At 42.7% G+C, this 20,392-nt stretch carries 18 protein-coding genes; 9 read left to right on the plus strand and 9 right to left on the minus strand.

The features are described from left to right. Positions 1–50 precede the first annotated feature (50 nt). Positions 51–884 (plus strand): endonuclease VIII, encoded by an 834-nt coding sequence (gene nei, locus BMZ06_RS04345; RefSeq protein ID WP_089750491.1) that lies wholly within the window; start codon positions 51–53, stop codon positions 882–884. A gap of 28 nt (positions 885–912) precedes the next feature. Here the strand turns inward: nei and BMZ06_RS04350 are convergent, their stop codons facing one another. From BMZ06_RS04350 to rpmH, 8 genes are all read right to left on the minus strand, one after another. Then, entirely contained in the window at positions 913–1,404 is a 492-nt protein-coding gene (locus tag BMZ06_RS04350; protein WP_175477800.1) for a metallophosphoesterase family protein, read from the minus strand. A gap of 95 nt (positions 1,405–1,499) precedes the next feature. Next, the gene (gene rsmG, locus BMZ06_RS04355) at positions 1,500–2,216 is read right to left on the minus strand and encodes a 16S rRNA (guanine(527)-N(7))-methyltransferase RsmG (protein ID WP_089750493.1); all 717 of its coding nucleotides are present in this window, start codon (positions 2,214–2,216) and stop codon (positions 1,500–1,502) included. Positions 2,217–2,233: 17 nt separating this feature from the next. Beyond that, entirely contained in the window at positions 2,234–4,123 is a 1,890-nt protein-coding gene (mnmG, locus tag BMZ06_RS04360) for a tRNA uridine-5-carboxymethylaminomethyl(34) synthesis enzyme MnmG (RefSeq protein ID WP_089750495.1), read from the minus strand. Positions 4,124–4,147: 24 nt separating this feature from the next. Beyond that, positions 4,148–5,524 (minus strand): tRNA uridine-5-carboxymethylaminomethyl(34) synthesis GTPase MnmE, encoded by a 1,377-nt coding sequence (gene mnmE / locus BMZ06_RS04365; RefSeq protein ID WP_089750497.1) that lies wholly within the window; start codon positions 5,522–5,524, stop codon positions 4,148–4,150. Between the two features lie 746 nt (positions 5,525–6,270). After that, the gene (gene jag / locus BMZ06_RS04370) at positions 6,271–6,885 is read right to left on the minus strand and encodes an RNA-binding cell elongation regulator Jag/EloR (protein WP_089750500.1); all 615 of its coding nucleotides are present in this window, start codon (positions 6,883–6,885) and stop codon (positions 6,271–6,273) included. Then, positions 6,882–7,643 carry a YidC family membrane integrase SpoIIIJ gene (spoIIIJ, locus tag BMZ06_RS04375; RefSeq protein ID WP_089750502.1) on the minus strand — a complete coding sequence of 254 codons (762 nt, stop codon included), beginning with the start codon at positions 7,641–7,643 and terminating at the stop codon, positions 6,882–6,884. The genes jag and spoIIIJ overlap by 4 nt, the downstream gene beginning before the upstream one ends. 108 nt (positions 7,644–7,751) lie before the next feature. Next, positions 7,752–8,099, minus strand: coding sequence for a ribonuclease P protein component (rnpA, locus tag BMZ06_RS04380; RefSeq protein ID WP_089750504.1), 348 nt, complete (start codon positions 8,097–8,099; stop codon positions 7,752–7,754). Positions 8,100–8,247: 148 nt separating this feature from the next. Further along, positions 8,248–8,382 carry a 50S ribosomal protein L34 gene (gene rpmH / locus BMZ06_RS04385; RefSeq protein ID WP_014645390.1) on the minus strand — a complete coding sequence of 45 codons (135 nt, stop codon included), beginning with the start codon at positions 8,380–8,382 and terminating at the stop codon, positions 8,248–8,250. A 683-nt stretch (positions 8,383–9,065) separates the two neighbouring features. Here rpmH and dnaA point away from each other — a divergent pair. The 8 genes from dnaA (at position 9,066) to BMZ06_RS04425 (ending at position 19,428) form a co-directional block, all read left to right on the plus strand. After that, positions 9,066–10,418, plus strand: a complete 1,353-nt coding sequence (gene dnaA, locus BMZ06_RS04390; RefSeq protein WP_089750506.1) for a chromosomal replication initiator protein DnaA — start codon at positions 9,066–9,068, stop codon at positions 10,416–10,418. Positions 10,419–10,593: 175 nt separating this feature from the next. After that, complete coding sequence (dnaN, locus tag BMZ06_RS04395; RefSeq protein ID WP_089750508.1) at positions 10,594–11,733, plus strand: DNA polymerase III subunit beta; 1,140 nt, start codon at positions 10,594–10,596, stop codon at positions 11,731–11,733. 202 nt (positions 11,734–11,935) lie between these two features. Then, positions 11,936–12,157, plus strand: a complete 222-nt coding sequence (gene yaaA, locus BMZ06_RS04400) for a S4 domain-containing protein YaaA (RefSeq protein WP_014641301.1) — start codon at positions 11,936–11,938, stop codon at positions 12,155–12,157. 19 nt (positions 12,158–12,176) lie between these two features. Next, positions 12,177–13,295, plus strand: a complete 1,119-nt coding sequence (recF, locus tag BMZ06_RS04405) for a DNA replication/repair protein RecF (protein WP_089750509.1) — start codon at positions 12,177–12,179, stop codon at positions 13,293–13,295. 9 nt (positions 13,296–13,304) lie between these two features. After that, positions 13,305–13,589, plus strand: coding sequence for an extracellular matrix regulator RemB (remB, locus tag BMZ06_RS04410; protein WP_014641303.1), 285 nt, complete (start codon positions 13,305–13,307; stop codon positions 13,587–13,589). A gap of 61 nt (positions 13,590–13,650) precedes the next feature. Further along, complete coding sequence (gene gyrB / locus BMZ06_RS04415) at positions 13,651–15,570, plus strand: DNA topoisomerase (ATP-hydrolyzing) subunit B (protein ID WP_089750512.1); 1,920 nt, start codon at positions 13,651–13,653, stop codon at positions 15,568–15,570. Between the two features lie 105 nt (positions 15,571–15,675). After that, positions 15,676–18,210: a DNA gyrase subunit A gene (gene gyrA / locus BMZ06_RS04420; RefSeq protein ID WP_089750514.1), complete on the plus strand. Its 2,535-nt coding sequence runs from the start codon at positions 15,676–15,678 to the stop codon at positions 18,208–18,210. Positions 18,211–18,330: 120 nt separating this feature from the next. After that, complete coding sequence (locus BMZ06_RS04425) at positions 18,331–19,428, plus strand: HD-GYP domain-containing protein (protein WP_089750516.1); 1,098 nt, start codon at positions 18,331–18,333, stop codon at positions 19,426–19,428. Positions 19,429–19,445: 17 nt separating this feature from the next. Here BMZ06_RS04425 and BMZ06_RS04430 read toward each other — a convergent pair whose 3' ends face one another. Continuing rightward, positions 19,446–20,162, minus strand: coding sequence for a YaaC family protein (locus BMZ06_RS04430; protein WP_089750518.1), 717 nt, complete (start codon positions 20,160–20,162; stop codon positions 19,446–19,448). Between the last annotated feature and the right edge of the window lie 230 nt (positions 20,163–20,392).

The following is a 20,392-nucleotide window of genomic DNA, read 5'->3' on the forward strand; positions in this document are numbered from 1 at the left end:
AAAGCTCTCTTCTTTTACACAATAAACAAAAGAAGAGAGGAGAACTGTATATGCCAGAAGGTCCAGAAATCAGAAGGGCGGCTGATCACGTGGAAAAAGCGTTGACCGGCCGCCCTGTGCTTGATATATCTTTTGCTTTTGAGCAGCTTCAGGATTATGAAGACATGTTTCAGGGAGCTATGGTCAAACGTGTGGAAACGCGCGGAAAAGCCATGCTGATTCGATTTGATCAGGGCTACACCATCTATTCTCACAACCAGCTTTACGGAAAATGGTACGTCCGGAATGCTTATAATTATCCGAAGACCAACCGGCAGCTAAGGCTTGCCATCCATAATGAGAAGAAGTCTGCCCTGTTATACAGTGCTTCTGACATTGAAGTCTTAAGAGATGAGGAAGTAGAAGACCATCCATTTATAGCCAAAGTCGGTCCAGATCTTCTCAATGACTCCATTCCTCGTGAGGAACTGATCGACCGCTTCAAGGAGAAGAGATTCCATAGAAGGAAATGGAGTTCTTTACTACTGGATCAAAGCTTTATTGCAGGTGTAGGAAATTATCTGCGGAGTGAAATTTTATTTTCCGCCGCCATTCATCCTGACCTCAGGCCGATGGATTGTACAGAAGAGCAGCTTAATAAGGCAGCAGACACTTGTATAGAACTCATATGGCGTTCTTATCAGAATAAAGGAATTACCAATGATCTCGAGCTTGCCCATCGTTTAAAAGCGGAGGGAGCCAAGCGATATGAATATCGACATTGGGTATTCAACCGTGAAGGTCAGCCGTGCCGCATAGATGGCACCGAAATCGTTAAATATAAGGCAGCTTCCAGGCGGTGTTATTACTGTCCTACCTGCCAGCCTAAGACCCCCAGCTCATAGAATTAATGAGAGGGGGTCTTTACTATTTCTATGAGAAGAAGATATGCTCGGCGTGGACTTCTTCTTCAAGGGTCAGTATTCCAAAAGAGTAATAAGGCAGCTTCCGTTTATCGGTTACCGAACCTGGATTAAACAACATTACTTTGTTCATATACCGGGTCAGAGGCAGATGAGAATGACCAAAAATAATGAGATCCACTTCTTCATCTTTAAACTCTTCTAACGCCCTTTTTTCTGTCGTTTTCTTCTCTCCATGTCCATGAATCAGACCGATTCGATAACCATTCAGATTAATCGTCTGCTTATAAGGAAAAACGGAGTGAATGTCTTCCCCATCTACGTTTCCATAAACGCCGTACACGGGCAGTCCATATCCTTTTAGTTCTTCCACCACTTCCTTCGTCTGCCAGTCTCCGGCATGGATAATCGCGTCAGCTGAAGGCAGTTCCTTAACAAATCTCTCCGGTAGAGACTTCCCCTTTTTAGGCATATGAGTGTCCGATAATACAACAATTTTCATCATGGCGTCCCCCTTCTTCTTTCCTTCTACCCGCTTATTAAAATCATGAGACAAAAAAATCCCCCTTGCTCCGTTAGAGTGCAAGAGGGATTTCATTACTGAATCGGTGCTTTATTTGGCGTACCGGCTTTACGCGGATATTTCTTAGGTGTTTTCCGGCGCTTTTCAATAATCGCAATATTTCTTTCGCTATCCTCTTCCGGAAGGGTGAACGTATGCACGTTTTCCACCTCTCCTCCGACCATTTGGATAGCAACGGCTGCCTCTTCCATTTCATCGGCCAGGTTAGGTCCTTTCATCGCCATGAAATGACCCCCTTTAGCGGTTAATGGCAGACATAATTCACTCAGTACGGACATTCGAGCTACGGCTCGAGCCATGACAAGATCGTACCCTTCGCGGAATTTTGCGTTTTTCCCAAAGTTTTCGGCACGATCATGGTAAAAGGCCACGTCATCGAATCCTAATTCGTGGGCTAAGTGATTCAAAAAGGTGATCCGCTTCTTTAACGAATCGACAATCGTCACTTTCAAGTGCGGGAACACAATTTTAAGCGGCAGGCTCGGAAACCCTGCCCCGGCCCCGACATCGCAAATCTTTAAGGGCTTGGTAAAATCATAATAAAACGAAGCGGTCAACGAGTCATAGAAGTGTTTAAGATAGACACCTTCCTTGTCCGTAATCGCTGTGAGATTCATTTTTTCATTCCATTCCACAAGGATTTCGAAATACTTGTGGAACTGTTGCTGCTGATGCTCGCTTAATTCAATACCCTGGTTCTTAAGCGATTCGAGAAAGGTGTTGATATCCATGCTTCCATCCTTTCGTTTTATTCACCCGATACGCGAGCGATTTTTCCTTGTTCGATATAGACAAGTAATATAGACACGTCAGCCGGGTTAACTCCGGAGACACGTGAAGCCTGCCCCACAGATAACGGTCTTACTTCTTTGAGACGGTCGCGGGCTTCTGTTGCAAGTCCGTGGATGTCATCGTAATCGATATTTTCAGGGATCTTCTTCGATTCCATCTTCTTCATACGTTCAATCTGTTCAAGCGCTTTTTTAATATAACCACTGTATTTTACCTGAATTTCTACCTGTTCCTTCACATCTTCTGGTAGAGAAACCTCACTAGGGGTTAGACGTTCCAGATGACTGTATTTCATTTCAGGACGCTTCAGTAAATCAATGGCGCGTACCGCATCTTTCAAACGGGTGCCTCCCGCTTCTTCAATGACAGCCTGAACTTCTTCTGTTTCCTTCAGAATGACTTTATCTAAGCGAGCTTTCTCTTCTTCGATTCGCTGCTTTTTCTCAAGGAAGCACTGATAGCGTTCTTCAGGAATTAATCCTAGTTCGTATCCTTTTTCAAGCAGACGTATATCTGCGTTGTCATGGCGAAGCATCAGGCGGAATTCTGCACGAGACGTGAGTAGACGATATGGTTCATCGGTACCTTTGGTCACGAGATCATCAATCATAACGCCGATATAGCCTTCTGAGCGGTCGAGAATTAACGTTTCGAGATCCAGTGCTTTCGCAGCTGCGTTAATCCCTGCCATCAGCCCTTGACCGGCCGCTTCTTCATAGCCGGAAGTTCCGTTTAATTGTCCGGCGGTAAACAGTCCGGAAATTTGTTTCGTCTCCATGGTTGGCCATAGTTGAGTCGGGACAATTGAATCGTACTCAATGGCATAGCCTGCCCTCATGATTTCTGCATTCTCAAGGCCAGGTACCGTTCTCATCATTTCGTTCTGTATATACTCAGGCAGAGAAGTGGAAAGACCCTGTACATACACTTCTTCTGTATCGCGACCTTCCGGCTCAAGGAAGATCTGGTGCCTTGGTTTATCATTAAAACGTACAATCTTGTCTTCAATGGACGGGCAGTAACGAGGTCCAGTACCACGAACCGCTCCCGAGTACATTGCAGACAGGGTTAAATTATCATCAATAATTTTGTGAGTTGCTTCGTTCGTATAAGTCAGCCAGCAAGGAATTTGATCCGTAATGAACTCAGTTGTTTCATAAGAGAAGGACCTTGGTTCCTCTTCGCCCGGCTGAATTTCCGTTTTGGAATAATCAACCGTGTGGCTGTTTACCCGCATCGGTGTACCCGTTTTAAAACGGACCATGTTAATGCCGAGTTCTTCCAGCTGCTCGGAAAGAGAAACCGTAGAACGCTGGTTATTCGGGCCACTCTCGTAGGAAAGGTCTCCAATCAGGACACGTCCACGCATGAACGTTCCCGTCGTTACGATCACGGTTGGAGCATAATAAGCCGCTTTTGTTTCTGTAACGACTCCTTTAATTTCATTATCCTCAACAAGAAGCTTCTCCACCATTCCCTGGCGAAGAGTTAAGTTTTCCTGGTTTTCTAGAATTCGTTTCATTTCTTTAATATATAGTGGTTTGTCCGCCTGAGCTCTCAGTGCTCGTACGGCAGGACCTTTTCTTGTATTCAGCAGACGCATTTGAATGTGCGTCTTATCAATTACTTTACCCATAGCGCCGCCAAGTGCATCCACTTCACGGACTACGATTCCTTTTGCCGGCCCGCCAATCGAAGGGTTACACGGCATGAAAGCGACCAGATCAAGGTTGAGAGTAAGCATTAACGTTTTGGCGCCTCTGCGGGCTGCAGCAAGACCAGCTTCTACCCCTGCGTGACCGGCACCGATTACTATTACGTCATAATGCCCAGCATCATAAGTCATTTATTGTCTCTCCTTTGTTGTTGTTTATTTCCCTAAGCAAAACTGTGAAAACAACTGATCGATCAAGCTTTCGTGTACGGTATCTCCGATAATTTCACCAAGAATTTCCCACGTCCTTGTGACGTCAATCTGCACCATATCAAGCGGTACTCCCATTTCCATACCGTTCTGGGCATCTTCAAGGGCTTGCTTGGCCTGCTTGAGCAACTGCACGTGGCGTACGTTGGATACGTAAGTCATGTCTCCCGCATCCAGCTCCCCTTCAAAGAAGGTATCTGCAATCGCATTTTCAAGCTGATCTACACCTTTTTCATGAATTAATGAGGTAGAGATCACGGGGTTATCTCCAGCAAATTCTTTCACCTGATCGATATCTAATTTTGGTTCCAAATCCATTTTATTAACAATAACAATAATATTCATGTCACGAAGGGCTTCAAATAACTGCTTATCGTCGTCATTCAGCTCATCTCCATAGTTTAACACAAGAAGGATGAGATCGGCTTCTTCTAATACTTGTCTGGACCGTTCAACACCTATTCTTTCGACAATATCTTCGGTTTCCCGAATACCAGCCGTGTCGATCAGACGAAGCGGAACTCCGCGAACATTGACATATTCTTCAATCACATCACGAGTCGTTCCTGGAACTTCCGTCACAATCGCTTTATTTTCGTGCACCAGTGTATTCATTAAGGACGATTTTCCGACGTTAGGCCGGCCGATAATAGCCGTTCCCAAACCTTCTCGTAAAATTTTCCCCTGACGGGCGGTCTGCAGAAGGTTCGAAACTTCCTCGTGGACTTCTTTCGTCTTTTGCTCCATCATTTCATGAGACATTTCTTCAACGTCATCATACTCAGGGTAATCAATATTTACTTCGACGTGGGCTAAGGTTTCAAGCAGTTTTTGTCTTAGCTGCTGAATAAGGTTCGATAGTCGTCCATCCATCTGCTTTAAAGCAACGTTCATAGCCCTGTCCGTTTTCGCACGGATCAAATCCATTACGGCTTCTGCCTGAGACAAATCTATTCGGCCATTTAAAAATGCGCGCTTCGTAAATTCACCAGGTTCAGCCAGACGTCCTCCACTCGCTAAGACGATTTCAAGGACACGGTTCACTGAAACAAGTCCACCGTGGCAGTTAATTTCAACGATATCTTCCCTCGTAAAAGTCTTAGGCGCACGCATAACGGAAACCATTACTTCTTCTGCTGTCTCTCCCGTATCAGGATCTATTATTTTACCGTAGTGCATCGTGTGGGAGTCGACTTCGTTTAAATCCTTTCCACGAAACAAATCTCCAGCTATAGAGACAGCTTGAGGACCACTTAGTCGAACGATTGCTATGGCACCTTCTCCCATAGGGGTAGATATGGCAGTTATCGTATCTGTTTCCACACGCGCTCACCTCCTAATGTTGCTATTTTATATTTATCCACAAAGTAGAATTTATTGTAGTCACTAACTTAATAGAATATCATATCTGTCCGGTAATTGAAAAGATATCAACAACCTGTCAAAGCCATTTTTTCTTTAATTACATTATCCACATGTGTATAACTCATTATTCAACTGGCTAATTTAATTCTCCATTAGATTATTAAAGAAAAGCTCCCGTTACTTGGAGACTCAGTTTCAAGATATTTTTGGTTCGTTACTTCATATAGAGAAGGGATGGCTGCAGAAACAACTCGCTTTCCTGCGGGGAACTGGCAAGCCTCCTCAGTCGTTACCACTCCCTGTGGGGTCTCGCCTAGCTCCTTCTCCCGCGGGAGTCTCGTCGTTTCCTCCTCCACCTCAACGATATCTAATGAACGGACCCTGTTATGGGAGAGAGGGGATATACTTCATCTGCCTCAAATACGGTTTCTTCGCGTAAGACAACCATTAAAACTCAGAATGGATGAAAGATGATCCTTGTTCATTAGAAGGAGATTATGCAGAGATTTTCGAGCTCTCCTTTCTACACCCAATATCTCGAGTCTTACAGTAACCGGCATTTTAGTTTAAAAAGTCTCTTAGCAAAAAATCAACACTAACATCCCAAAGAACCATTCTATAATACTGGATTTTCGCAAAAAATCCCATAAAAAAACTTCTGCCAACGATGATTGGCAGAAGTTTTCAATGTAAATGTAACTTCTTCAGGAAGGGCGGATGACCACATGTCTACGTGGATCATTTCCATCAGAATCAGTTACGACTTTTTTATGGTTTTGAAGAGCCGAATGAATAATCTTCCGTTCATAGGAAGGCATAGGCTCGAGCTTGACCTCTTTACCGGAAGAAATCGCTTTTTCCGCTAATCGCTTAGCTAGATTTTCAAGCGTTTCCTTTCGTCTTGCCCGATATCCTTCCGCATCCAGCATAACGTTATAAAACTGGTCGGATTCCCGATTAACGGCGAGTTGAGTTAAATATTGCAGTGAATTTAAGGTTTGTCCGCGTTTTCCAATGAGCATGGCGATTTTCTCACCTTCGAGTTCCATGGCAATATCACGGTCTTTCACTTCTGTTTTTACTTGTACAGGAGCACCCATTTGCTTTGCTACTTCTGTGATGAATAATTCGGCATCCTGCACTGGATTCTTTTGAATAGATACTTTTACGATTGCCGGTTTTGAACCAAAACCAAGAAATCCTTTTTTACCTTCATCAATGACATCTACTTGAACCTGGTCCTTCGATGTTTGTAATTGTTCTAGTGCTGATTGGACCGCTTCATCAACTGTGGTGCCAGTAGCAGTTATTTGCTTCACTCACCTGCTCCTCCCGTCGCATCTTTCATCATTGGCTTACGAATAAAAATGGTCTGAAGAATCATAACGATGTTACCTACAATCCAATAGATGGCCAGGGCTGATGGGAAGAAGAATGCAAATGTACCGATCATTAGCGGCATGATGTAAATCATCATCTGCATTTGCGGGTTTTGAGCTGCTGCTCCTCCCGCCATCATCAGCTTCTGCTGCAGGAATGTGGTAGCTGCTGTAAGAATCGCAAGGAATGGATCAGATTGACCTAATTCCATCCAAAGAAAACTGTGAGTTTGAATCTCAGATGTTCTCATAATAGCATGATAGAAACCAATCAATATCGGCATTTGCACAATAATAGGCAGACATCCTGCCAATGGATTAACTCCATTTTTTTGGAAAAGCTGCATCGTTTCCTGCTGAAGCTTTTGCTGGGTCTGCGCATCCTTAGAAGAATATTTTTCTCTTAATTCTTTAAGTTCAGGCTGAATTTCCTGCATAGCTTTTGAACTTTTCAGTTGTTTAACGTTTAAAGGTAGTAACAATACACGGATAATAATGGTTACGATTACAATCGCCAGTCCAAAACTTCCATTTGTCAGATCTGCGAAATACAAGAGCGTCTTAGATAATGGAAAAACAATATATTCATTCCAGAATCCTGTACTATCCTTGGTGATATCCTGATTGACCTGGGTACACCCGGATAAGAACGTAAGCACACCTGCCATAGCAAGCAATGCTATTATTTTGTTACGCAACGTTCCTTCCTCCTTACTGAATCCCTCTGGCTATTCATTTTAAAATTAATTTTCTGTCCATACATCAGTGTAGCATTATTTCATAGAATAATTCTATAAGATGATGGCTTATTTTTTCTTATTCAATAGCTTTGACCTTGATAGAACATGGATCAAGCTTTTTTTCATTTCATGAAAGTTCATAGAATTAGTCGGTTTTCTAGCAATAATCACAAAGTCATAATGAGGAGGAATTTGATCTTCCAGTTCGTGAAAGGCTTGTCTTAAATAACGTTTCACCTGGTTTCGGACCACTGCAGGTCCAATCCTCTTACTGACAGAGAGACCGATTCGAAAATGAGCCTGGTCTTTTTTCTTCCAATAGTAAAGGACGAGTTGCCGATTCGCGAACGACTGACCATGCTGAAATACTTTTTGGAATTCTTCATTCTTTTTAATTCGATATTCTTTCTTCATAGAACTCCCTCCAAAAATATAAAGCGCTAAATGCCAGTCAGACCTTCACGCCCTGAACATTAGAAAAGCGCAGTGGATCTCATAGTAGAGACCCGACTCCGCAAGATAATCTTAACTAGAAAAAAAGACCACTGAGGTTTTCAGTGGCCTATGCTGATAAAACTTTTCTTCCTTTACGACGACGACGAGCAATTACTTTACGGCCGTTTGGGCTGCTCATGCGCGTACGGAAGCCGTGTACTTTTTTGCGCTTACGATTATTTGGTTGAAATGTGCGTTTCATTATATATACACCTCCTGAGGAATAATTCCATAACTTACTTCTAAAAGGCAGTCCTAATAATTATAAGCAACGAAGCTTCATTCTGTCAATGTCCTTTTTATTTCCCCCTCCAGATCCACTTGAATCTACTCCGTTATATAACAGTTTGTGTACTATAACACCTCGTTGATTTTTTTAGTGAAATAAGCGAAAATAAAATACATTCAGCGAACATCCACAGGCAGTGTGTATATTTTTTTCGACTCCAGCTGACTATCCACACCAAATATCGACAAGCTATTCACAAAATATAGTGTTGTGGATAGCGACTGTCTACAAGGTGTGGTAATTGTGGATAAGTTCCTCTAAATCATTGCAACTCCAGTTTTTATTTGGTATTATATTTGTGTTTAAGCGTGAATGACTTCTGAGTGCTTAAAATCTTATACACAGATTGTGGATAACGTGTGGACATTTATTAACACGCCTGTATATGCTTTTATGCACAGGGATGTGGATAGTGAAAATAACTTTCTATAAGTCTTGTATGTCGCGAATCTCACATCCACATTGAAATTAGAAGTTTTCTAACGATAAAGAGTATACAAAACTTATACAACAACCTTTCGATCCTTTTGCTACGTTCGAAAAAGAGAACGAAAGGTTTTTTTGTTTTCCATTTATAGAGAAAGGGGTGAAACAATTTGGAGAACATACACGAACTTTGGAACAACACCTTGGAGCATATTAAAGAAAAAATTAGTAAGCCAAGCTTTGAAACATGGCTGAAGGCTACCAAAGCTGATTCTCTTAGCGAAAATACCCTGACCATTGTAGCTCCGAATGAATTTGCCAGAGACTGGCTTGAGAATCAATATGAGGGATTGATTACGGAAACGCTCTATGAAGTGACAGGAGCGGAATTAGACACGAAGTTCATTATTCCGGAGACAAAAGAGGAAGCGATGGATGATGTGAAGCTTTCATCGAAGAAGATTCCTGATGTGAAAAACAACGGGAATGAAGAGACACCGCAGAGCATGCTGAACTCTAAATATACGTTTGATACGTTTGTAATCGGTTCAGGAAACCGCTTCGCCCACGCAGCATCTCTGGCTGTGGCAGAAGCACCGGCAAAAGCTTACAATCCGCTGTTTATCTATGGTGGGGTCGGACTGGGAAAAACACACCTAATGCACGCGATTGGCCATTATGTCCTGGATCATAATCCAAATGCGAAAGTCGTTTATTTATCATCTGAAAAGTTTACCAATGAATTTATTAATTCTATCCGTGACAATAAAGCCGTCAACTTCCGCAATAAATACCGCAGTGTAGATGTGCTTTTAATCGATGACATTCAATTTCTTGCAGGTAAGGAACAGACTCAGGAAGAGTTCTTCCATACGTTTAATACACTTCATGAAGAAAGCAAACAGATCGTGATCTCCAGTGATCGACCTCCTAAAGAAATACCGACCCTTGAGGATCGGCTGCGCTCCCGCTTTGAGTGGGGGTTAATTACGGATATTACGCCGCCGGATTTAGAGACGCGGATTGCCATTCTACGTAAGAAAGCTAAGGCTGAAGGGCTGGATATTCCAAACGAAGTGATGCTTTATATCGCGAATCAAATCGATACAAACATTCGGGAGCTGGAGGGAGCTCTTATTCGAGTGGTAGCTTATTCGTCTTTGATCAATCGTGATATTAATGCTTCTCTGGCAGCTGAAGCGTTAAAAGATATCATTCCAAGCTCTAAACCTAAAGTGATTACGATTGAAGCCATTCAGGAGATGGTTGGAGAGAAATATAATGTTAGATTAGAAGATTTTCCAGCGAAGAAGCGAACTAAAACTATTGCTTTTCCGCGTCAAATCGCTATGTATCTATCAAGAGAGTTAACCGATTTTTCTTTACCGAAGATTGGTGAAGAATTTGGAGGCCGTGATCATACGACAGTCATCCATGCTCATGAGAAGATTTCTAAAATGGTCGCAGCCGATCAGCAGCTTCAAAAAGAACTGGATGAAATTAAAGAGCAGCTGAAAACCTAAGTGGATAACGTGAATAACTGTACCACATCCATCAACAACTTATACACATGTGGATAACCTTATTTCATTTGGTCTGAATCCTGTTATCCACAAATCCACAGCGCATACTATTACTATTACGGTTTATTAATAAAAAATAAATATATAATATAGGTTCACTAGGAGGAAAGTATTCATGAAATTTATAATTCAGCGGGAGCAGTTGATGCAAAGTGTTCAGGATGTCATGAAAGCTATTTCATCAAGAACGACCATCCCTATTTTGACTGGAATGAAATTAGAAGTTAGTGAAGAAGGTGTAAAACTGACCGGAAGTGATTCAGATATCTCGATTGAATCTTTTATTCCCCAAGAAGAAGATGGAATTGTTTATGTGGAGAACATTGATCCGGGAAGTATCGTACTGCAAGCTAAATATTTTCCTGATATCGTTCGTAAACTTCCCCAAAACACAGTAGAAATAGAAAGTGATAATCACAGAAATGTTACCATTCGCTCAGGTAATGCTGAATTTCATTTGAATGGACAGGACCCTGAAGAATATCCACAGCTTCCTCAGTTACATACCGAGGATAGCTTTGAGCTGCCTATTGATCTATTAAAGAATTTAATTCGTCAAACGGTATTTGCGGTTTCTACTTCCGAAACAAGACCTATTTTGACAGGTGTTCATGTTCGCATGGAAAATGGAGAACTCGAGTTTATCGCAACGGACAGCCACCGTCTGGCATCCAGGAAGATTCCATTGGACCAGCCAGAAGGCAAAAATCTGCCTCCTGTTGTCATCCCGGGTAAAAGTTTGACTGAACTGAATAAAATTCTTGATGATTCAGAAGATACGATCGAAGTAAGTGTCACGGAGAACCAGGTATTGTTCCGTACCAAACACCTTTACTTCTTATCCAGACTTTTGGAAGGGAATTATCCAGAGACCTCGCGTTTAATTCCTGAACAAAGTAAAACCATCGTTAAAATCGACACGAAAGAATTGCTGCAATCTGTCGACAGGGCGTCTCTATTAGCAAAAGAAAATCGTAATAACGTCGTTCGCTTAGTTACAAAAGAAAATAACCACCTTGAAATCACGGGTAACTCCCCTGAAGTAGGAAATGTGGTTGAAGAAGTAACGGCCGATGATGTGAACGGAGAAGACCTAAAGATTTCTTTTAGTGCTAAATATATGATGGATGCTTTAAAAGCTGTGGATTATGATCAAGTAAAAGTAGAATTCACTGGAGCGATGCGTCCTTTCTTGATCCGTCCTGTAGATGATGAACAAATTCTTCAGCTGATCTTACCTGTCCGAACCTACTGATTGATAAAAACGTGTTAGTATAAAAGGTATGTCAGTCATTCGAATATAGTACTAGTTTAAAAGAGGCGCTGTTATGAAAATCATAGCGGTGCCTTTTCTTATGGTGAGCCGCTGAAACAGAATCAATCTCTTGGACTTTTCTTACACCTTCATCTTTAGTAAAATAAAAAGAAGGTGAATTCATGGAATAGGGTGAATGAAAATGAGCGAACGTATTGAAATATCAACGGAATATATCCCGCTTGGTCAGTTTCTAAAATTATCCAACGTTGTGGAATCTGGTGGAATGGTTAAATTATTCCTTAGTGAATTTGAAGTTTTTGTAAATGGAGAGTTAGAAAACCGTCGTGGGCGTAAGCTTTACCTGGGAGATACAGTCGAAATAGAAGAGTTTGGCAGCTTCACGGTTGTACGTGAAGAATAAGGTGAAATGAACCTGACTTATGTATATTCATGAGCTGTCGCTTCGGTCGTTTCGAAATTATGATCAATTGTCCCTGACATTCGATCATAAGATAAATGTCATTATTGGTGAAAACGCCCAGGGAAAGACCAATTTGATGGAAGCGATCTATGCTTTAGCCTTTACCAAATCACACAGGACCCCGAGGGATAAAGAATTAATACAATGGGACGCCGAGTATGGTAAAATAAAAGGGAGTATATTTAAACGGAATCGCCGTTTTCCTCTCGAGATTGTCATTTCGACCAAAGGGAAAAAAGCGAAGTTAAATCATATTGAACAAAAGCGCCTTAGTGATTACATAGGTGCTTTGAATGTCGTTATGTTTGCACCTGAGGATCTTAACCTGGTCAAGGGAAGCCCTCAGGTGCGTCGTCGGTTTATCGACATGGAAATCGGACAGATTCAACCGACGTATATCTATCATTTAGGACAATATCAAAAGATCCTCCGTCAGCGTAATCACCTGCTGAAAGATTTGCAGCGAAAGCCTCACGCTGACCGGACGATGCTTGGAGTTTTGACGGATCAGTTGATGGAGCATGCAGCGACGATTGTAGATCGAAGGTTCAAGTTTATGCAGCTGCTCCGTTCATGGGCGACTCCCATCCATGAAGGAATCAGCCGGAAACTAGAAAAACTCGATATTTCTTATAATGCAAGTGTCAAAGTATCAGAGGATATGAATTTGGACACAATAAAGAAAATATACATGGAAAAATTTTCAGAAATTGAAACAAAGGAAATTGAAAGAGGGACTACGCTTGCAGGACCCCACCGGGATGATCTTATATTTTATGTGAATGGAAAAGATGTTCAGACCTATGGTTCCCAGGGACAGCAGAGAACAACCGCCCTGTCTTTGAAGCTTGCGGAAATTGAACTTATTCATAGTGAAGTCGGCGAGTACCCCATTCTTCTTCTGGATGATGTGCTCAGCGAACTGGACGATTACCGGCAATCCCATCTGCTTCATACCATCCAGGGGAAAGTTCAAACCTTTGTTTCAACGACTAGTATAGATGGAATTGAACATGAAGCTTTGAAGCATGCAGAGATCTTTCATGTTAAAGAAGGAACGATCGAAGTAGAGAAATGAGGTGGCAAATTGTTCATTCATATCGGTGACGATCATGTCATCCAATCAAAAGATGTGGTAGCGATTATCGATCACAGTTTGATGACATCGTCCTCTATTATCGAGGAAATGATTTTTAATCAGCGAAAAAACAGACGCGTGGTGGAAACAGAAGAAGACCATGTGAAAGCCATCGTGATTACAAATGATTATATATATTTCAGCCCGCTTTCTGTATTCACGTTGAAGAAGAGGGCGAATATGAAGACCACGTTAAATAAACTGGAAGACTTCTCTGAAGAGTCAGGTGGGTAAGAGGAGATCGTCAGTGAGAGAGTTCATAAGTAAAACCACTTGAGAAATGTAGGTGAGTACCATGAAGGAAGACATAATCGAAAAAGAATCTTATGATGAGAGCCAGATACAGGTATTGGAAGGCTTAGAAGCTGTTCGTAAACGTCCTGGAATGTATATTGGTTCGACGAACGAAAAAGGACTGCATCACCTTGTATGGGAAATTGTCGATAACAGTATTGACGAAGCGATGGCGGGTCACTGTGACCAGATTCAAGTGATCATCGAGAAAGATAACAGCATCACAGTAACAGATAACGGCCGCGGAATTCCTGTAGGCATTCAGGAAAAGACAGGACGTCCTGCTGTAGAGGTCATTATGACGGTTCTTCACGCCGGAGGGAAATTTGGAGGCGGAGGATACAAAGTCTCTGGAGGACTCCACGGTGTAGGGGCATCCGTTGTGAATGCTTTATCATCAAAACTTGAAGTATTCGTCCACCGTGATGGCAAGATTCACTACCAGGCTTTCCATCGGGGAGTGCCGGAAGAAGATTTGAAAGTGATCGGTGATACGGAAATCACGGGAACACGTATTCAGTTTAAACCGGATGAAGAAATTTTCTCAGAAACCACGGAATATAATTTTGAAACACTGGCTACTCGTACACGAGAGCTTGCTTTTCTGAATAAAGGCTTAACAATTTCGATTGAAGACAAGCGAACTGATGAAGAGCCGGTCAGTTATTATTATGAGGGCGGTATCCGCTCTTATGTCGAGCATTTGAACCGTACGAGAGAAGTGCTCCATGAACCATTCGCTATCGAAAGTGAACAGGATGACATTTCTATTGAAATCGCTCTTCAGTACAATGATGGCTTTGCCAGCAACCTTTATTCGTATGCGAATAATATTCATACGTACGAGGGCGGAACCCACGAATCCGGCTTTAAAACCGGACTCACTCGTGTAATTAACGATTATGCGCGTAAAAATAATATGTTCAAAGAAACCGACCCGAACTTAACAGGGGATGATGTCCGCGAAGGTTTGACCGCGATCATCTCTATCAAACATCCAGATCCCCAGTTTGAAGGGCAGACCAAGACGAAGCTCGGAAACAGTGAGGCTCGTACAGTTACTGATGCGTTATTCTCAGAAGGCTTCTCTAAATTCCTGTTTGAAAATCCAAACATGGCAAGAATTGTAGTGGAAAAAGGTCTAATGGCTTCGAGGGCTCGTATGGCTGCGAAGAAAGCACGTGAGCTTACTCGCCGTAAAAATGCGCTTGAAGTTTCCAACCTTCCTGGTAAATTAGCGGACTGTTCATCTAAAGATCCCAGTATTTCAGAGATCTACGTGGTTGAGGGTGACTCAGCCGGAGGTTCTGCGAAACAGGGACGGGACCGGCATTTTCAGGCGATCCTTCCTCTGCGTGGTAAAATTATTAACGTAGAGAAAGCACGCTTAGATAAAATCCTTTCGAATAATGAAGTCCGTGCAATCATCACAGCGCTCGGTACAGGAATTGGAGAGGATTTTGATATTTCTAAGGCCCGCTACCATAAAATCGTCATTATGACGGATGCTGATGTGGATGGAGCACACATTCGAACGCTTCTTCTAACCTTCTTTTACCGTTATATGCGTCCTTTGATTGAGCATGGCTATATTTACATTGCCCAGCCGCCTCTTTATAAAATTCAGCAGGGAAAAGCCGTTTATTATACGTATAGTGATAAGCAGCTTGATACTATGCTTGCGGAGCTGCCAAACTCTCCAAAACCAGGCGTTCAGCGTTACAAAGGTTTAGGAGAGATGAACCCGGAACAACTTTGGGAGACAACCATGGATCCCGAGACAAGGACGCTGCTTCAAGTAAGTCTGGAAGACGCGATTGGAGCAGATGAAACCTTTGATATTCTAATGGGGGACAAGGTAGAACCACGCCGTAACTTCATTGAGGAAAATGCTCAATATGTCCAGAACCTGGATATATAAGAAATAAACGAATGGTAGTCACGATAAAAATAGAAACATTGTAAATGGATGGGGAAAGGCTCTTAGAGCTTTTCTCCCCTTATAGGTTATTAGGAGGTAAATAGAATGGTGGATCAACCCGAACGCCCACGCGTGCAGGAAATTAATATAAGCCAGGAAATGCGTACATCCTTCCTGGATTATGCCATGAGTGTTATTGTGGCGCGTGCTTTGCCTGACGTCCGTGATGGTTTGAAACCTGTACACCGCCGGATTTTGTATGCGATGCATGATTTAGGCATGCATTCAGATAAAGCTCACAAAAAATCTGCCCGTATTGTAGGGGAAGTGATCGGTAAATATCACCCGCACGGTGATTCGGCCGTATACGATACGATGGTGCGTATGGCTCAGGACTTCAACTACCGTTATATGCTCGTGGATGGCCACGGAAACTTCGGTTCTGTAGACGGCGACGCCGCTGCCGCTATGCGTTATACGGAAGCAAGAATGTCCAAAATTTCTATGGAGATTTTGCGTGACATCAATAAAGATACGATTGATTATGATGACAACTATGACGGCACGGAGAAGGAGCCTCTTGTCTTACCTGCTAAATTCCCGAACTTACTCGTTAACGGTGGTTCCGGTATCGCGGTAGGGATGGCTACGAATATTCCTCCCCATCAGCTGGGTGAAGTAATTGATGCTGTACTTGCTGTCAGTAAAGATCCGGATATTACCATTCAAGAATTGATGGAAAACCACATCTACGGACCGGATTTCCCAACATCCGGAAAAATCCTCGGATTTAGCGGGATCCGCAAAGCTTATGAAACCGGAAAAGGATCGATTACAGTAAGGGCAAATGTTGAAATCGAAGAACAGGCGAATGGGAAAGCACGCTTAATTGTTACGGAGCTTCCGTATCAGGTGAACAAAGCTCGTCTGGTCGAGAAAATAGCAGATCTTGCCCGCGACAAGAAAATTGACGGCATTACGGACCTCCGGGACGAGTCTGACCGTACTGGACTGCGCGTCGTAATCGAATTACGTCGGGATGCTAATCCAAATGTGCTGTTGAACAACCTCTACAAGATGACGGCTCTTCAATCCACATTTGGTATTAATATGCTGGCTCTGGTTAACGGTCATCCAAGAGTATTGAACCTGAAACAGTGCCTGGAATACTATTTGGAGCACCAGAAAGAAGTCATCAAGCGTAGAACTGCTTATGAACTTCGTAAAGCGGAAGCAAGAGCTCATATCCTGGAAGGTCTTCGTGTAGCTCTGGATCATTTAGACAAAGTGATTACGCTCATTCGTGAGTCACAAACGACTGAAATTGCTAAAAGTGGTTTAATGGAGCGTTATGAGCTGTCCGATCGCCAGGCTCAAGCTATTCTGGATATGCGTCTTCAACGTCTGACTGGTTTAGAACGTGAGAAGATTGAAAGTGAATACCAGGATCTCATGAAGCTGATTGCTGAATTGAAAGCAATCCTTGCTGATGAAGAGAAAGTTCTGGAAATTATTCGGGAAGAACTCGAAGATGTAAAAGAACGCTTTAACGATGAACGTCGTACAGAAATTGTACTTGGCGGCAGTGACTTTATTGAAGACGAAGATTTAATACCGGAGGAAACGGTTATTGTAACCTTGACGCATCAAGGTTATGTCAAACGTCTCCCGGCTAACACGTATCGTTCTCAACGCAGAGGCGGCCGTGGTGTACAAGGGATGGGCACCCACGAAGAAGATTTTGTGGAACACTTGCTCTCCACCTCAACGCACAATACGCTGCTGTTCTTCTCCAATAAAGGAAAAGTGTATAAGGCAAAAGGCTATGAAGTTCCTGAATTCAGCCGCACGGCTAAAGGGATTCCAATTATCAATATGCTGAACATTGAGCGGGATGAGTGGATTAACGCCGTCATTACCGTAGAAGACTTCGTCGATGATTGGTATCTTCTGTTTACAACAAGGAACGGTATCACCAAACGGACGACACTTTCCCAATTTGCGAACATCCGCCGCGGCGGTCTGATTGCACTTGGACTTCGGGAAGACGACGAATTGATCTCCGTGAAACTGACAGATGGCCAAAAGGATATTATGATTGGTACCAGAAATGGCTATCTCATCCGGTTTAACGAAGATCAAATCCGTGCTATGGGCCGTACAGCTGCAGGTGTTAAAGGCATCTCGCTTAGAGATGACGACCGCGTTGTATCCATGGAAATCCTGGAGGACGACCTGCAGGTTCTTACCGTCACAAGTAAAGGATATGGGAAGCGGACACCGGCAACGGATTACCGCATTACCAACCGGGGCGGTAAAGGAATTATTACGTGTAACCTTACCGAGAAAAACGGTTATGTCGTCGCTACCCAGGCCGTGAATGGTGAAGAAGATATAATGATCATCACGGAAAGTGGAGTGCTGATCCGGATGCCGCTCGAAAGCATTTCTGAAACTGGAAGGAATACTCAGGGTGTCCGGTTGATCCGTCTTGGAGACGGGGAAGAAGTAGCCACGGTTGCTCGTGTAGAATCAGAAAAAGAAGAAGAAGAAATTATTGAAGAAGCACTTGAAAAGAATGAAGATAAAGAAACAACATCAGAGGAATCTAAAGAAGTGGAAGACACTCCTGAAGAATAACCTCCCCCGTTTGCTGGGAAATGCCAAGCCGCCTGTCGAAATCTACGGCAGGCGGCTTTTTTTAAGATATTTTAGTGAATCATAATAGCTATACTCCTTTTAAGAGAGGTGGAAAACGATATGCGGGTGCACCCTTCCCAATTGGTTACGGGCTGTTTAATAACAAAAGATGTAATGGGACGTACTAAAAATCCAATTATTCCTAAAAACACGTTGGTTCATCCTATACATATCCAAGTGTTAAAGAAATTTCTAATTGAATCCGTTGAAGTTGCGAACAAACTTTCAGACGGTTCCCCTTTTGTACCCGAGTCTGTAGACGATGAACCGATCGAAACACAGCCGTCAGGCTCATCCGAGTCAAGCCAGCAGCTTCCCTTTCACGACCAGTATGTACAGGCGGTTCAATCCTATAAGAAGTGGTTTTCGGATTGGCGGGCAGGAGCATCCATCGATATCAAAGCCATACGTGAAGTAATGGTTCCCTTATTAGAAAATGCTGTTCAGGAGAAGCAGGAGGTTTTCAAACTTCATAACTATTCATCAACCTGGGATTACCTTTACCACCATAGTGTGGCGATGAGTGTTATGGCCTCTTATTTAGCTTATAAAATGGACTATGAATACGGGGAGTGGATTCAAGTAGGACTGGCAGGGTTACTCAGTGATGCCGGAATGGCCAAAGTCGATCAACGGGTAATAGATAAAGAGGCTCCGCTCACAGAACGGGAATTTGAACAAATAAAACATCACCCTGCACACTCTTACCGTCTGGTGGAAAACATTCAGGCGTTGAGCCGCCCCGCCAAGCTTGCTGTTTTACAGCATCATGAGCGATTGGACGGAACCGGTTATCCTCTTGGACTGAACCATACCAAAATTCATCTCTATAGTCAGCTTATTGCAGTTAGTGATATGTACCATGCCATGACTTCAGAACGTGTGTACCGCCAAAAGCATTCTCCTTTTAAAGTCCTTGAGAATGTTCTTAAGGAACAGTTCGGACGCTATGATCACACCGTTATTCAAGTGTTAGTCAAAGAAATGACCAATTATTCAACCGGCACGAATATAAGACTGTCCAACAATCGGCGGGCGGAAATTGTCTTTGTAGATCAAACCCATCCCACAAGACCAATGATTCGTTTAGAAGAAGATGGAGAAATTTATCACTTAAAAGAACACAAGCATCTACATATAGAAGAAATACTGGATTAATGAAAGACAAGTTGATATCAAAGAACAGATGTCAGCTTGTCTTTTAACCATCCGGAGATTAACATAGGAATCTGTTCGCTTGCGCTTTTGAGAAATTCGATGATAAATACATAGTCTTCCCGGTCCCTCATTTGCTGCATTTCTCCCCACCATTCTCCCTCATAGCGAACTAGCATACTTAAGTTATACAGAACGGCAAAATAAGCAAGTAATGGAGGCCAGGTTTCATCTGCAGACGGTCGCTCAAAGTCTTTAAAGGCATAGATGGAAGCCATAGCTTCTAAGGGGCGAAGCAGTTCATCCATCGAGACTTTTTCCTTTGACGATGTAAATTGGAACAGATGATCTGCTGCGTGAGGAAATAGTCCATGAGGCTGAACTCGAATATCATCCTCTAAAAAGCGGTAATGCTGTTTCTTTCTTTTTCTGGTCGACAGACCGTGAGCTAAAACCTTGGCTGTAGCAGGGTAACCAGGATCTACAGTTAGAAGGCAGCTTTTTAAGTAGTGATTGAGTCCATAATAAAAAAGGAGCGGCTGGACACTCAATGGAGTCGATTTTGCAGACTCCCAGTAGTCACTTCCCAGATTTAAGCCATATATAAATCGTTCAGCGTTCTGGTAAGCATGGTGAGAAGCTTTCGGATTGTTTATGTTTTCATAACAGGCCAGTAAAAATGGTCTGGTGTGAGCGGTAACTTGTAAGTAATTAAGAATGGTCTCTTCCTTAAGCATGGGAGTGCCTCTCCTTTCGTTACGTTCATCCTCAATTTTGCAAACAAAGCAGAAAGCGCTTTAATTATATAGTACTCTGCTAAAGTGTCTGAAAAGCAGTCCCGACAGGGGATTTATGGGATTTTTTTATGGTTGAAAAACGACAGTCATTGTCGTATTGTAAATAACAATAAGAAAGTATTTTACGTAGTTATCGGTTATTATTCCCCACCTTTACCCAAACTATTTGA

The organism is Halobacillus alkaliphilus, from assembly GCF_900113125.1.
Taxonomy (GTDB): Bacteria; Bacillota; Bacilli; order Bacillales; family Halobacillaceae; genus Halobacillus; species Halobacillus alkaliphilus.

Coding starts and splice junctions, on each gene's coding strand:
- nei (WP_089750491.1), top strand. CDS start 51: ATGCCAGAAGGTCCAGAAATCAGAAGGGCGGCTGATCACGTGGAAAAA.
- BMZ06_RS04350 (WP_175477800.1), bottom strand. CDS start 1,404: ATGAAAATTGTTGTATTATCGGACACTCATATGCCTAAAAAGGGGAAG.
- rsmG (WP_089750493.1), bottom strand. CDS start 2,216: ATGGATATCAACACCTTTCTCGAATCGCTTAAGAACCAGGGTATTGAA.
- mnmG (WP_089750495.1), bottom strand. CDS start 4,123: ATGACTTATGATGCTGGGCATTATGACGTAATAGTAATCGGTGCCGGT.
- rnpA (WP_089750504.1), bottom strand. CDS start 8,099: ATGAAGAAAGAATATCGAATTAAAAAGAATGAAGAATTCCAAAAAGTA.
- rpmH (WP_014645390.1), bottom strand. CDS start 8,382: ATGAAACGCACATTTCAACCAAATAATCGTAAGCGCAAAAAAGTACAC.
- dnaN (WP_089750508.1), top strand. CDS start 10,594: ATGAAATTTATAATTCAGCGGGAGCAGTTGATGCAAAGTGTTCAGGAT.
- yaaA (WP_014641301.1), top strand. CDS start 11,936: ATGAGCGAACGTATTGAAATATCAACGGAATATATCCCGCTTGGTCAG.
- recF (WP_089750509.1), top strand. CDS start 12,177: ATGTATATTCATGAGCTGTCGCTTCGGTCGTTTCGAAATTATGATCAA.
- gyrB (WP_089750512.1), top strand. CDS start 13,651: ATGAAGGAAGACATAATCGAAAAAGAATCTTATGATGAGAGCCAGATA.
- gyrA (WP_089750514.1), top strand. CDS start 15,676: ATGGTGGATCAACCCGAACGCCCACGCGTGCAGGAAATTAATATAAGC.
- BMZ06_RS04425 (WP_089750516.1), top strand. CDS start 18,331: ATGCGGGTGCACCCTTCCCAATTGGTTACGGGCTGTTTAATAACAAAA.
- BMZ06_RS04430 (WP_089750518.1), bottom strand. CDS start 20,162: ATGCTTAAGGAAGAGACCATTCTTAATTACTTACAAGTTACCGCTCAC.